Consider the following 13,291-nt stretch of genomic DNA (forward strand, 5'->3'; position numbering starts at 1 on the left):
GGGCCGGTTGCAACCGGAACGATCCGGCCGCGGCGGTTGCCGCGGCAATGGACTGTGGTGCTCCGCCTCTTGCACTTTCGCGGCACGGGAGCCGCGTCCTCGCCGTGGGCAGCGGCGTCGCGGGGGCGGGGGCATGCTGGAGGGTGGGGGCGATGCGGAGGTTCGTCATGCGGTGCCGGTTCGGTGGCTGTGCGGTCGTCGCGATGGTCACGGTCGTCGTGCTGGCGGGGTGCGGCGCTCCGGCGGGGCAGGGTGCGGGCGGCGGGCCGTCCGGCGCGCGGCCCGTACGGCCGTCCTCGCAGACGCCCTCCGCAGCATCCTCCGCTGGACCAGCGGCCACCTCGGCATCCGCCCCCGCGCAGGGGTGCGCGAGCGGACCGGTGGAGGTCGTCGTGTCTCCGGGCGACCCGGTGCGCCGGGCGCTGTGCGTGCGGCCGGGGGCCGTGCTCACGCTCGTGCTGCACCCGCGGGTGGACGACAAGCGGTGGGTGGACGTGCACAGTTCCGCGCCCGCCCTGGTCCTGCCGACCGGGTGGCAGGTCCAGGTGGCCGGCGGCGCCCGGGCCACCCTGCGGTGCGCGGGCACCCGGGGCGGCAGTGCCGAGGTCACGGTCACCGCGAAGGCGCCGGATGTGGCCGGTGCCGCCCGCCCGGTCTTCACGCTGGACGTGACCGTGGTGCCGTATCCGCAGAACGGGTGACCCGGAAGGCGCCGGGTCACCCGTTCCGTGCGGCCCGCGCGGGGTTCGGCGGAGCTCGCGCACCTGACGGCGTGGACCGACGTGCCGGCGAACTCCGCGCTGCTGACGGCGCACTCGTCGCGGGCCGGGATGTCGTGCCCACCAGGACCTCCGCACAGGGCATCGACGCCGACGCCGCCGATTCGAGGACGAACGATCACACGGTCGAGGCCGGACTCCAGGTGACCCGGCGGTATTGACATGAACCTGTGCCGACCACGAGGCTTCGTGCTTGAAGTTGCTCGATTGCCGCTTCTTTCAAGCTATTACGAGCAACATTGCAGTGCCGCAGCAAGAACACACTCAGTCCGCGATGGTGCGATGGGAGCTGTTCCGCCGTGCGAAGACTCCGACACCGTGTGCCGTGGCCGGCCTGGATTCCGCTGGGGCTGGCGACCGCCCTGGCGGGGACCGTGCTCGCCGCCCCGGCACCCCCCGCAGCCGCCGCCACGCCGTCCGCCGGCGTGCTGGACGCCGCGCACAGCAGCGTCGGCTGGCAGAGCCCGGTCTACGCCAAGGGCACCGGAGGCGGCCCCGAGAGCTGCCCCGACGCCGCTTCCGACCCCGACGACAAGGTCTGCGACCGCTTCGATCTGACCGTGTCCGTGCCGGACGGCTACTGGGACGACAACCCCGAGGGCGGTGTCCCGCTGTCGATCAAGTGGGAGCACCCCTCGGACGACTTCGACCTGTACGTCTTCGACGACCACGGCAAGCAGGTGGCGTCCAGTGCCGGCACCGCCGACCCCGAGGCCACGGTGATCCCGCGGGCGTCGGGGACGTACCACGTGGTCGTCGTGCCGTACGACGTCCACGACAACTCCTTCGCGGGCACCGCGTACCTGCCCGCGACCACGGACGCAGGCGACCTCACGTCGTTCTCCGGCGGCGACGGCAGCTACACCGTCAGGGCGGGGCAGCTCACAGCCCGCGCCGATTTCCTGACGGGAGGTCAACTGCGACTGCAGGCCGATCCATCGGGCTCGCTGAGCGATCCGGCCGGTACGGCCATCGTGCGCGAGCAGCCCGCCCTCCAGCGGCACACCTCGTCCTTCGACGCGGGCGACTACTACGGCATCCGCTCACCGCAGGCCGTCCTGCGCGTGTACAAGAGCCCGTTGCGGTTCGGCCTGTACAAGCCGGACAACCGCACCAGGGTCTGGCAGGAGGACAAGCCGCTGCGCTGGTCGACCGGCGGTATGCGGCAGAGCCTCGAACGCGGCGCGGACGAACAGTTCTTCGGCGGCGGCGAGCAGAACGGCAGCTTCTCGCACCGCGGGCAGACCATGTACGTGGCCAACAGCTTCGACTGGAACGAGGGCGGCTACAACAACTCCCAGCCGTTCTACCTCTCCAGCGCGGGCTACGGCGTCTTCCGCAACACCTTCGCCCCGGGCGTCTACACCTTCGGCTCGCCGGTGACGACGGGGCAGCAGGAACGCCGCCTGGACGCCTACTACTTCCTCGGGGACGCCAAGCGAGTGATCGGGGAGTACACGGCGCTGGTCGGGAGGCCGTTCATGCCGCCGGTGTACGGCCTCGAACCGGGCGACTCCGACTGCTATCTGCACAACGCCAACCGGGGCGAGCGGCACACCCTGGACGCGCTGAAGATCGCCGACGGGTACACCGAGAACCAGATGCCGCTCGGCTGGATGCTGGTCAACGACGGCTACGGCTGCGGGTACGAGAACCTGGAGCAGACCGCCAAGGGGCTCCAGGACCACCACGCCCAGCTCGGCCTGTGGACACAGGACGGCATCGACAAGCTGGCCGACCAGGTCAGGGCGGGCCAGCGGGTGGCGAAGCTGGACGTGGCCTGGGTCGGCAACGGCTACAAGTTCGCACTGGACGCCTGTGACGCCGCGAAGAAGGGGATCGAGGACAACAGCGACGCCCGCGGGTTCGTGTGGCTGCCGGTCTCCTGGGCGGGCGCGCAACGCTGCGGGGTGCTGTGGAGCGGCGACCAGAAACTGTCCTGGGACTACATCCGCTGGCAGATCCCGACGTACGCCGGGGCGACCATGTCCGGCATCGCCTACAACACCGGTGACGTGGGCAGCATCTACCGGCACGACGCCAAGATGTACGCCCGCGACCTGCAGTGGAAGGCGTTCCTGCCGGCCATCATGACCATGGACGGCTGGGCCACCGACATCACCACCAGGAAGCCCGCCGACCAGCAGCCCTGGCGCGACGGGGAGCCCTACACCTCCATCAACCGCAAGTACCTCCAGCTGAAGGAACGGCTGCTGCCGTACATGTACACACTGTCCGCCCAGGCGGCGAAGACGGGTGTGGGCGCGGTCCGTCCGCTGTGGCTGGAGTACCCGGACGACCCGGCCACCCTGGGCGCGCAGGCGAAGTACGAGTTCCTGTCCGGCCCCGACTTCCTCGTGGCGCCGGTCTACCAGGACTCCGACACCCGTGACGGCATCTATCTGCCGAAGGGCACCTGGACCGACTACTGGACCGGCCGCACCTACCAGGGCCCCACCACCCTGAACGGCTACCACGCCCCGCTCGACACGCTCCCGCTGTTCGTGCGCGAGGGTGCCATCGTGCCCATGTGGCCCAAGGGCACGACGAGTTGGCAGAACCGCGACCGGCACGAACTGGACTGGGACCTCTACCCGTCGGCCCACGGCACGAGCGACTACACGCTGTACGAGGACGACGGCGTGACACGCGACTTCACCAAGGGCGGCTTCGCCACCCAGCGGGTGTCCGTGGACACCGGCGCCGGGGAGACGACGGTGACGGTCGGCGCGAGCAGGGGCGGCTACGCGGGCAAGGTGGACGCACGGACGTACCGGTTCACCGTGCACGGCGATCACGCACCCGAGCGGGTGCTCCTCGACGGGCACCGGCTGCCGGACGGCGCCTGGTCCTACGACCAGGACACCCACGTCACGACCATCACGACGCCGAGCCTGCCGCTCGACAGCGGATTCACCGTCCACTTGGCCGACGGAAGGTAGAAGAGAAGGCAACGGGAACGGCATGGTCCAGTCCGACGAGTCGATCGCTCTGTCCGCATGGCCGGCATGACCGCACCAGCCACCGGAGGGTGGGGGCCTTCCCGTCCCCCCTCCGCCGGCACTCGTGGGACGTCTTCACACCGGTCCGGTGGGCCGGTTCACGTTCTGGTCCCTGCTCCGCGACCGCACGTGCACCCCGGTCGACAACGGCAGCCGCACGCAGGGGACATGCTCCGGCGTGGCCCGGAACTCCCGGGACGCGCCGGGTACTCGGTGAGGTTCGCCGCGGTCACCCCCGCCGGACCCACGCCCACACCCATGCCGACAGCGGCTTCGACGCCTCCGTGGGTCCCTGGCAGCACGAGGGCGCCTGCCGACCTCTTGACGTGTCCGACGCAGGTTCAGGGGTGACACGCGGCGCGACCTGCGCGACTGGTGCAAATGGCGGTACGGTCGTAGCGTCGAGAGCACGCGGTCGGACACGGCACGACGGGTGGGAGCGGCCATGCGCGGATCAGTGGTGGGAACGGTGTTCACCCTCGCGGCGGGTGCGTTGCTGACGGCGGCCATGACCACGGCCTCGGCCAGCCCGTCGGCGCAGGACCCGGCCCCGGCCGCGCCCCGGCAGGCCGTGCTGGTGGACTGCGTGTGGCACCGCGACGTCCGCCCGGCCGACTTCCTCCTGGCCTGCGGCGACGGGAACAGCCGCCTCACCGACCTCCACTGGACGCGGTGGACTGCGCACGGGGCGACGGCCATGGGTGTGAACTTCGTCAACGACTGCAAGCCGTACTGCGCCGCGGGGACCTTCCACGGCTACCTGGTGACCGTACGGCTCGACGAACCCAAGCCCTGGAAGAAGCACCCGTCCGTGCAGCACTACACGCGGATGCGCCTGACCTACCACGGCGCCCGCCCGGAGGGCTTCCACAGGGTCATGACGTACCCGCTCTGGGACTGACCGGCCCCGGCCGGAGGACCGCTCGAGGACATGCCGCGACCGGGCAGTGGGCCGCGCGGGCGATCCCCCCGGCCACGGCCCCGCGTGCCTCGGGCTGTCGCTGCATCATGGTGGTGATCCCGTACGTCGCCGCCTCGCGCGCCGTCCGAAGAGAGGCCACTGCCTTGCCCAGACTCCCCCGCCTGGCCGGTGCCGCAGCGGCGGCCCTCGCCCTCGGCGTGATCGTGGCCGCCCCCGCCGCCGGGCAGGACCAGCCGGTCACCGCCCCCCACATCGTCGCCCACTTCGACCTGGCCGCCGGGCAGACGCCGGAGAACATCGCACTCGAACGCGACGGCTCGGCCGACCTCACCCTCGCTTTCGCCCGCCAGGTCGCCCGCGTCACCCGCGACGGGCACACCCGGATCCTGGCGACGCTGCCCGCCGAGCCGAACCCGAACGCGCCGCTGGTACGGCGCGCCGCCGTCACCGGCATCGCCCGCGCCCACGACGGCACGCTGTACGTCAACTACGTGACCGGTACGAGCAGAACCGGCATCTGGCGTCTCGGCCCCGACGGCGGAGCCCCGGTGCAGATCGCCCGGCTGCCACACGACGGCTTTCCCAACGGTCTGGCCCTGGACGAGCGCCAGGGTGTGCTCTACACGGCCGACTCGGCGCTCGGCACCGTCTGGCGCGTCCCGCTCTCGGGCGGTACGGCCACGCCATGGTGCCGGGCGGCGGCCCTCGGCCCGCTGCCGTCGCCGCCGGCCGCGGGCTTCGGCGCCAACGGCCTCAAGGTCCACCGGGGCGCGGTGTGGGTGTCCAACACCGACCGGGGAACACTGCTGCGCATCCCCGTCGGCGAGGACGGCTCCGCCGGGCCCGTGGAGACCCGGGCAAGCGGGCTCGCGGGCATCGACGACTTCGGCTTCCCCGGCCACGGCAGCAGCGTGCTCGTCGCCCTGGACCCGGACAACCAGGTCGTCCTGGTGCACAGCGACGGCAGCAGCACGGTCGTCCTCGACCGGCAGGACGGACTGTCCAACCCGACCTCCGTGGCCGTGCTCGGCCGGACCGTCTACGTGCCGAGCGCCGGATACTTCACGCGCCAGGACCCGAACCTGCTCCTCGCCCGGCTCCAGCACCCCATCGGCCGGTAGCCGGCCCGCCGCGGCCGGGGTGCGCCGGCCGCGGCGAGTGGTGTGCTCAGCCGATCTCGGCCAGCAGGTCGCCGCCCTCCACCTGCTGGATCCTGTTGATGGCCAGCCGGGCGACGCGGCCCGCCTTCGGCGCGGTGATCGTGGCCTCCATCTTCATCGCCTCGATGGTGGCGACGGTGGCACCGGCCGCCACCTCGTCGCCCTCGGCGACCGCGAGGGTGACCACACCGGCGAACGGCGCCGCCACATGGCCCGGGTTGGCGCGGTCGGCCTTCTCGGTCACCGGCACGTCGGAGGCTGCCGCCCGGTCGCGCACCTGGATGGGCCGCAGCTGGCCGTTGAGCGTGGACATCACGGTGCGCATACCGCGTTCGTCGGCCTCGCCGATCGCCTGCAGCTCGATCAGCAGCCGGACGCCCGGCTCCAGGTCGACGGCGTACTCCTTGCCCGGGCGCAGGCCGTAGAAGAACGCCTTGCTGTCCAGCACGCTGGTGTCGCCGTGGGCCTGGCGGTGCGCCTCGAACTCGCGGGTCGGGGCGGGGAACAGCAGCCGGTTGAGGGTCGCCCGGCGGTCCTTCGCCAGCCCGTCGCGGTCCTCGGCGGACAGCTCGGGGGCGGGCTTGGGCGCGGCGCGGCCCTGCAGCGCCTTGGTGCGGAACGGCTCGGGCCAGCCGCCGGGCGGCGTGCCCAGCTCACCGCGCAGGAAGCCGATCACCGAGTCGGGGATGTCGAACCTGTCGGGCGTCGACTCGAAGTCCTCCGGCGAGACCCCGGCGCCGACCAGGTGCAGGGCCAGGTCGCCGACCACCTTCGAGGACGGGGTGACCTTGACCAGGCGGCCCAGGATGCGGTCGGCGGCGGCGTACATCGCCTCGATGTCCTCGAACCGGTCGCCGAGCCCGAGGGCGACGGCCTGGGTGCGCAGGTTGGACAGCTGGCCGCCGGGGATCTCGTGGTGGTAGACACGGCCGGTCGGGGAGGCCAGGCCCGCCTCGAACGGCGCGTAGATCTTCCGCACGCCCTCCCAGTACGGCTCCAGGTCGCCGACGGCCCGCAGGTCGAGGCCGGTGGGCCGCTCGGAGTGGTCGGTGGCGGCCACGAGCGCCGACAGCGAGGGCTGCGAGGTCGTGCCCGCCATGGAGGCGACGGCCCCGTCGACGGCGTCGACGCCCGCCTGGATCGCGGCGAGATACGTGGCGAGCTGGCCGCCCGCCGTGTCGTGGGTGTGCAGGTGCACGGGCAGGCCGAACTCGCGGCGCAGTGCCGAGACGAGCGTGGCGGCGGCCGGGGCGCGCAGCAGTCCGGCCATGTCCTTGACGGCGAGGACGTGGGCGCCGGCCTCGACGATCTGCTCGGCGAGCCGCAGGTAGTAGTCGAGGGTGTAGAGCCGTTCGGCGGGGTTGGACAGGTCGCCGGTGTAGCACAGGGCGACTTCGGCGATCGCGGTCCCCGTCTCGCGCACGGCGTCGATGGCGGGCCTCATCTGGCCGACGTCGTTGAGCGCGTCGAAGATGCGGAAGATGTCGATGCCGGTGGCGGCGGCCTCCTGGACGAAGGCGTCGGTCACCTCGGTCGGGTACGGCGTGTAGCCGACGGTGTTGCGACCGCGCAGCAGCATCTGCAGGCAGATGTTCGGTACGGCCTCGCGCAGTGCGGCCAGCCGCTCCCAGGGGTCCTCGGCGAGGAAGCGCAGGGCGACGTCGTAGGTGGCGCCGCCCCAGCACTCCAGGGACAGCAGCTGCGGCAGGGTGCGGGCGACGACCGGGGCGGCGGCGAGGAGGTCCTTGGTGCGTACGCGGGTGGCGAGCAGGGACTGGTGGGCGTCGCGGAAGGTGGTGTCGGTGACGCCGAGCGTCGGCGACTCGCGCAGCCGGCGCGCGAAGCCCTCCGGGCCGAGTTCCACCAGCAGCTGGCGCGATCCCTCGGGCGGCTCGCCGGCCGGCAGCGGGGGCAGCTTGGTGACCGGGTCGAGCAGTCCGGGCCGTTCGCCATGCGGCTTGTTGACGGTGACGTCGGCGAGGTACGTGAGCAGCTTGGTGCCGCGGTCGGCGGAGGAGCGGGCGGTGAGCAGGTACGGGCGCTGCTCGATGAAGGAGGTGGTGACCCGCCCGGCCTGGAAGTCCGCATCGTCCAGCACGGCCTGGAGGAACGGGATGTTGGTGGCCACACCACGGATGCGGAACTCGGCGACCGCGCGCCGGGCCCGGCCGATGGCGGCGGTGAGGTCCCGCCCCCGGCAGGTGAGCTTGACCAGCATCGAGTCGAAGTGCGCGCTGATCTCCGTACCGGCGTGGGTGGTGCCGCCGTCCAGGCGGATGCCGGAGCCGCCCGGCGAGCGGTAGGCGCTGATCCGGCCGGTGTCCGGGCGGAACCCGTTGGCCGGGTCCTCGGTGGTGATCCGGCACTGCAGGGCGGCACCGCGCAGGGTGACCGTGTCCTGGGCGAGGCCGAGGTCGGCGAGGGTCTCACCGGCGGCGATCCGCAGCTGGGCCTGGACCAGGTCGACGTCCGTGACCTCCTCGGTCACGGTGTGCTCGACCTGGATGCGCGGGTTCATCTCGATGAAGACGTGGTTGCCGTCCCGGTCGAGGAGGAACTCCACGGTGCCCGCGTTGCGGTAGCCGATCTCGCGGGCGAACCGCACGGCGTCGCCGCAGATCCGCTCCCGCAGGTCCGGGTCGAGGCCCGGGGCCGGCGCCAGTTCGATGACCTTCTGGTGGCGGCGCTGCAGGGAACAGTCCCGCTCGAACAGGTGGATGACGTTGCCGTCGCCGTCGGCGAGGATCTGCACCTCGATGTGGCGCGGGTCGACAACGGCCTTCTCCAGGAAGACGGTCGGGTCGCCGAACGCGGACGCGGCCTCGCGGGAGGCGGCCTCGATGGACTCGCGCAGCTGTGCGGGGTTCTCGACGCGGCGCATGCCGCGCCCGCCGCCGCCCGCGACGGCCTTGACGAAGACGGGGAAGCCGATCTCCTCGGCGGCGCGCACCAGTTCGTCGACGTCGGTGGAGGGCGCGGAGGAGCCCAGCACGGGCACGCCGGCGGCCCGGGCCGCGGCGACCGCGCGGGCCTTGTTGCCGGTCAGCTCCAGCGTCGCCGCGCTCGGACCGACGAAGGTGATGCCCGCCTCCTCACAGGCGCGGGCGAGTTCGGGGTTCTCGGACAGGAACCCGTACCCCGGGTAGACCGCATCCGCCCCGGCCCGGCGGGCGGCGCCCACGATCTCCTGGACGGAGAGATAGGCCCGCACCGGGTGCCCCGGTTCCCCGATCTCGTACGCCTCGTCGGCCTTGAGCCTGTGCAGCGAGTTGCGGTCCTCGTGCGGGAACACGGCGACGGTACGCGCGCCGAGTTCGTACCCCGCCCGGAACGCACGAATCGCGATCTCTCCACGGTTGGCGACCAGCACCTTGCGGAACATCCTGGATTCGATTCCCTTCAGCCTGCCGGCGACGACCACCCTGGTGTCAGCCACGCCCTGCCGTACATGGCGGCAACCCTAGGGGGTGCCTGCACACGTCGAAGTGCGAGACCCGTCACATCGGCGTGGGGGTTGCGTACCCGTGGCCGAGCGGTACGGAACGGCGGATCCGGGGGTTTCGCAGGGTGGGCCAGGGTCCGGCGCGGAGACCTGCGCCCGGCACGCGGCGGACGTCAGGGAAACCTCGCGCACGGTGCCTCCGGGCGGTCGGCGACCGCCGGGGCCGGCCCCGGCACCGGCTTCCCGGGGGCGGGCCCGACGGCCCGCCGCGCCCGCCGCGGGGACCGTACGGCGAACGGCAGCCGCTTCCGGCGGCCGCGCAGGGCCGCGAGGACGATGGCCGCGCCGACCGCGATCAGATGCTCACGGCCGGCCAGATTGGGCACCGCGATCGACTCCCACACCATCGACCCGCCGGTCAGCGTGAACACCACGGGCGCGCGGCGGACCACCGAGAGGTAGGTGAACAGGCCCACGACAGCCGCGGAAGGCCCGGTGTCGAGCACCTTCGCGCACTCGGGCGGCAGCCCGAATCCCCACCGCCCCGGCCCGAGTGCGATCATCACACGGGCGGTGAGGGTGCCGGCCAGCGTGGCGACGTAGGCGATCACCAGGGTCCGGGCCCGGCCGAGGGTCAGTTCGGCCAGCGCGAAGGCCAGGAACAGCTGGGTGATGCCCGCCCACACCGGCAGATCCAGTGCCGGTACGTACAGCGACACCGGGGTGCGCAGCAGCGACAGCCACAGCGGCAGGTCGGCGGTGACGCCACCGAACCGCCGTACCCACAGGGCGCCGGCCGGGTGCTGGGCGAGGTCGTGGAAGAAGATGACACCGAACGCGGCGACGAAGGCCAGCAGCAGCCCGGAAAGACCGCGCCGGGCGAGGTGCCGCACCGGCTCGACAACGATGGCATGCCACTCGGCCCGCAGCGTGTGCCCGGTGAACCGGGCGAGGCGTGCGAGCGCCGGGCGGAGTAACACTGTGCGCCCTTGAGTGGTCATGCGTCACGACAGCCCATCGCTTCCGGCTCCCCCGTCACCCGCATCGCCCCCTTGTACCGCACGCCCGGCTTTTGGCCGTGCGTGGCGTTGTCTCCTCATGCGCCGGTTTCCGGCGTCATCGTACAGAAATGCACGGATCTGACTTGGCCGATCCGCCCCGGTCCGCACGGAGGGGGCGGAACCACCTTGGCCGATCCGCCCCCTCCGTACGGACCGGTCGCCCGGGTCGGCCACCCGTCCTGGTCAGTGCGACGACGGTGACGGGCTCGCGACGCGCTCAGGGAACCCGGCGCAGTGCGGCGTGTGCTCCAGCGGTCGGGCCCACAGCCGCCGGAACTCGTCGGTCACCCGCAGGTTGCGCTGCCGCCGTTCCGGCATGGGGCGCACCCCTCCCCCTCTGTAGGGCCCCACGCGGTCGCGCGGGCCGGTCCGTCTCAGTTCAGCGAGCGGGCAGGCGGGCGTCAAGATCCGCTCCGGGTCCCGGCCGGTGTGGGAAGACCCACAGGCGCGCGGGGCCGTGAACGCGGGGTGAGAGGCAACTTCCACCGCCCGGGAGACGTCCTCCAGGGATACGGGAAGAGCCTGGACGACCCGGCTTGACTTCGAGCGCACTTCAAGCCATAGCGTCGCGAATGTCCCCTACGGGACGGACGACGATCGAGTGTGCAGGGAAAGGCTGGAACACCACATGCGACAGCGCAGTCTGCGGAATCTTCGGGTATCGGCCATCGGCCTCGGCTGCATGGGGATGTCCGCCTTCTACGGCTCCACCGACAAGGACGAGGGCATCGCGACCATCCGGCGCGCCCTCGACCTCGGCATCGGTTTCCTCGACACCGCACAGCTCTACGGCCCGCTCACCAACGAGTTGCTGGTCGGCGAGGCGGTCCGCGGCCACCGCGAGGAGTACGTGATCGCGACGAAGTTCAACTACCGCATGGACAACGCCGTGCCCGGCGACATGAGCACGGTGGGCCCGCAGGACGGCTCGGCCGAGCATGTCCGCAGCTCGGTCCACGGTTCGCTGCAGCGGCTCGGCACCGACTACATCGACCTGTACTACCAGCACCGCGTCGACCCGAACGTACCCATCGAGGAGACGGTCGGCGCGCTGGCGGAGCTGGTCGCCGAGGGCAAGGTGCGGCACATCGGACTGAGCGAGGCGAGCGCGGAGACCATCCGGCGCGCCCACGCCGTTCACCCGATCACCGCGGTGCAGAGCGAGTACTCGCTGTGGACGCGGGACGTGGAGGCCGAGGTGCTGCCGGCCTGCCGGGAGCTGGGCATCGGTTTCGTCCCGTACTCCCCGCTGGGGCGCGGATTCCTCGCGGGCCGCTTCACCTCGCCGAACGAGCTGGACGAGGGCGACTACCGCCGCGGCACCCCGCGTTTCGCCGAGGCCAACATCGAGGCGAACCAGCGGCTCGCTGCGAAGGTGAAGGAGATCGCCGCGGAGAAGGACGTGACCCCGGCCCAGCTGGCGATCGCCTGGGTGCTGGCCCAGGGCGAGGACCTGGTGCCGATCCCCGGCACCAAGCGCCGCACCTACCTGGAGCAGAACGCCGCCGCGGTCGACATCGAGCTGACGAAGGACGACCTCGCCCGCATCGATGCCGAGCTGCCCGAGGCAGCAGGCGAGCGCTACGACGAGGCGGGGATGCGGGCCGTGAACCGCTGACCTGCCCCGGACCCGCTGCCGCCGTGTGCCGGCCCCTTCCGTGTGGCCGCTCCACCGCCCGGGGAGCAGGCTGGTAGGCATGAGTCCCCGGCTGGCGGTGGCGGGTCTGCGGCAGCGGTGGCATCCGACGCATGCGCTGTTGCTGCTGCCCTTCGTGCTCATCGTCGTGATCACCGTGGTGGACATGCGCCTCCCGACCGATGTCCACCTCGGCCCGGCTCTGGTCATCGCACCGGCGCTGACGCCGTCGTTCGCAGGTCCCCGGGCCACCGCGTTCATCGGGAGCCTGGCGGTGGCCGCCCAGATCCTCATCGGCAACGTCCACGGCGGCCTGGGCACCACGAACCACATCGTGCAGATCATCACCCTCGCGGTGCTCTCGGTGCTCCTGGTGGTCTACAGCGCGCTGCGGGAGCGGCGGCAGGCCCAGCTGGCCCAGGTCCGCACGGTCGCCGAGGCCGCGCAGCACGTCCTGATGTGGCCGCTGCCCGAACAGATCGGCCCGTTGCGCATCGCCTCGCTGTATCTGGCGGCGGAGGACGAGGCCCAGATCGGCGGTGACCTGTACGCGGTGACCCGGTCCGACGGCGGCGTGCGCATGCTGATCGGCGATGTGCGCGGCAAGGGCCTGCCGGCCATCGGCGAGGCCGCCCTGCTGCTGGGCGCCTTCCGGGAGAGCGCGCACCGGCACATCCCGCTCCCGGAACTGGCGGCCACGCTGGACCGGAGCGTCAGCCGCTACGCGGCCGACCTGGAGCCGCAGGAGCAGGCGGGTGAGCGGTTCGCCACCGCTCTGCTGGTGGACATTCCGGATCAGGACCCGGTCACCCACATGACCAGCTGCGGCCATCCACCGCCCATGCTGCTGAGCCCCGGGCACGTGGTGACCTTCCCGAGCCTGCACCCCTCACCGCCCCTCGGGGTGGAGCACGACAGTGCCGAGCACACGCTGGACGTGTTCTCCTTCGAAGCCGGCGACACGCTGCTGCTGTACACGGACGGGGTGGTGGAGGCCCGGGACGCGCACGGCCGGTTCTATCCGCTCGCGGAGCGGGCCGCGCGGTGGACCGACGAGAGTCCGGAGGCGTTGGTGCACCATCTGCGGCACGACCTGCTCGCCCATGCCGGGGGCCGGCTGGACGACGACGCCGCGCTGATCGCGCTGCACCGCACCCCGCTGGACCGGCGCCGCCACCACGGCCTGGCGGGCGGCACGGACGCCTTCCGGCACCGGGCGGGGTGAGACTGCGCTGCCCGTTCACCCGTCCTTGCGACAGTGTTCAGCAGGAGGTGGCCCACCCGGGGGG

9 protein-coding genes are annotated in these 13,291 nt (G+C 72.1%); 7 read left to right on the plus strand and 2 right to left on the minus strand.

Annotation, left to right across the window (positions count from 1 at the left end; all coding sequences use genetic code 11):
- Positions 1–152 precede the first annotated feature (152 nt).
- The 5 genes from K7G59_RS00155 to K7G59_RS00180 all read left to right on the plus strand — a co-directional run bounded on the left by K7G59_RS00155 (position 153) and on the right by K7G59_RS00180 (position 5,824).
- The gene (locus K7G59_RS00155) at positions 153–701 is read left to right on the plus strand and encodes a hypothetical protein (protein ID WP_225829695.1); all 549 of its coding nucleotides are present in this window, start codon (positions 153–155) and stop codon (positions 699–701) included.
- Between the two features lie 71 nt (positions 702–772).
- Positions 773–940 (plus strand): hypothetical protein, encoded by a 168-nt coding sequence (locus K7G59_RS00160; protein WP_225829696.1) that lies wholly within the window; start codon positions 773–775, stop codon positions 938–940.
- Between the two features lie 597 nt (positions 941–1,537).
- Positions 1,538–3,721: a TIM-barrel domain-containing protein gene (locus K7G59_RS00165; RefSeq protein WP_374114181.1), complete on the plus strand. Its 2,184-nt coding sequence runs from the start codon at positions 1,538–1,540 to the stop codon at positions 3,719–3,721.
- A gap of 505 nt (positions 3,722–4,226) precedes the next feature.
- Positions 4,227–4,682, plus strand: a complete 456-nt coding sequence (locus K7G59_RS00175) for a hypothetical protein (protein WP_225829697.1) — start codon at positions 4,227–4,229, stop codon at positions 4,680–4,682.
- A gap of 164 nt (positions 4,683–4,846) precedes the next feature.
- Complete coding sequence (locus tag K7G59_RS00180) at positions 4,847–5,824, plus strand: hypothetical protein (RefSeq protein WP_225829698.1); 978 nt, start codon at positions 4,847–4,849, stop codon at positions 5,822–5,824.
- Between the two features lie 46 nt (positions 5,825–5,870).
- Here the strand turns inward: K7G59_RS00180 and K7G59_RS00185 are convergent, their stop codons facing one another.
- Positions 5,871–9,245 (minus strand): pyruvate carboxylase, encoded by a 3,375-nt coding sequence (locus K7G59_RS00185; protein ID WP_225830225.1) that lies wholly within the window; start codon positions 9,243–9,245, stop codon positions 5,871–5,873.
- A 233-nt stretch (positions 9,246–9,478) separates the two neighbouring features.
- Positions 9,479–10,306, minus strand: a complete 828-nt coding sequence (locus tag K7G59_RS00190; RefSeq protein ID WP_225829699.1) for a hypothetical protein — start codon at positions 10,304–10,306, stop codon at positions 9,479–9,481.
- A 688-nt stretch (positions 10,307–10,994) separates the two neighbouring features.
- Here K7G59_RS00190 and K7G59_RS00195 point away from each other — a divergent pair.
- Complete coding sequence (locus K7G59_RS00195; RefSeq protein ID WP_225829700.1) at positions 10,995–11,984, plus strand: aldo/keto reductase; 990 nt, start codon at positions 10,995–10,997, stop codon at positions 11,982–11,984.
- 79 nt (positions 11,985–12,063) lie between these two features.
- Positions 12,064–13,227 carry a PP2C family protein-serine/threonine phosphatase gene (locus K7G59_RS00200; protein ID WP_225829701.1) on the plus strand — a complete coding sequence of 388 codons (1,164 nt, stop codon included), beginning with the start codon at positions 12,064–12,066 and terminating at the stop codon, positions 13,225–13,227.
- The last annotated feature ends 64 nt before the right edge of the window (positions 13,228–13,291 follow it).

The sequence above is a fragment of the Streptomyces sp. NK08204 genome (genome assembly GCF_020400585.1).
Taxonomy (GTDB): Bacteria; Actinomycetota; Actinomycetes; order Streptomycetales; family Streptomycetaceae; genus Streptomyces.

Coding starts and splice junctions, on each gene's coding strand:
- K7G59_RS00185 (WP_225830225.1), bottom strand. CDS start 9,245: ATGTTCCGCAAGGTGCTGGTCGCCAACCGTGGAGAGATCGCGATTCGT.
- K7G59_RS00175 (WP_225829697.1), top strand. CDS start 4,227: ATGCGCGGATCAGTGGTGGGAACGGTGTTCACCCTCGCGGCGGGTGCG.
- K7G59_RS00190 (WP_225829699.1), bottom strand. CDS start 10,306: ATGACCACTCAAGGGCGCACAGTGTTACTCCGCCCGGCGCTCGCACGC.
- K7G59_RS00200 (WP_225829701.1), top strand. CDS start 12,064: ATGAGTCCCCGGCTGGCGGTGGCGGGTCTGCGGCAGCGGTGGCATCCG.
- K7G59_RS00155 (WP_225829695.1), top strand. CDS start 153: ATGCGGAGGTTCGTCATGCGGTGCCGGTTCGGTGGCTGTGCGGTCGTC.
- K7G59_RS00195 (WP_225829700.1), top strand. CDS start 10,995: ATGCGACAGCGCAGTCTGCGGAATCTTCGGGTATCGGCCATCGGCCTC.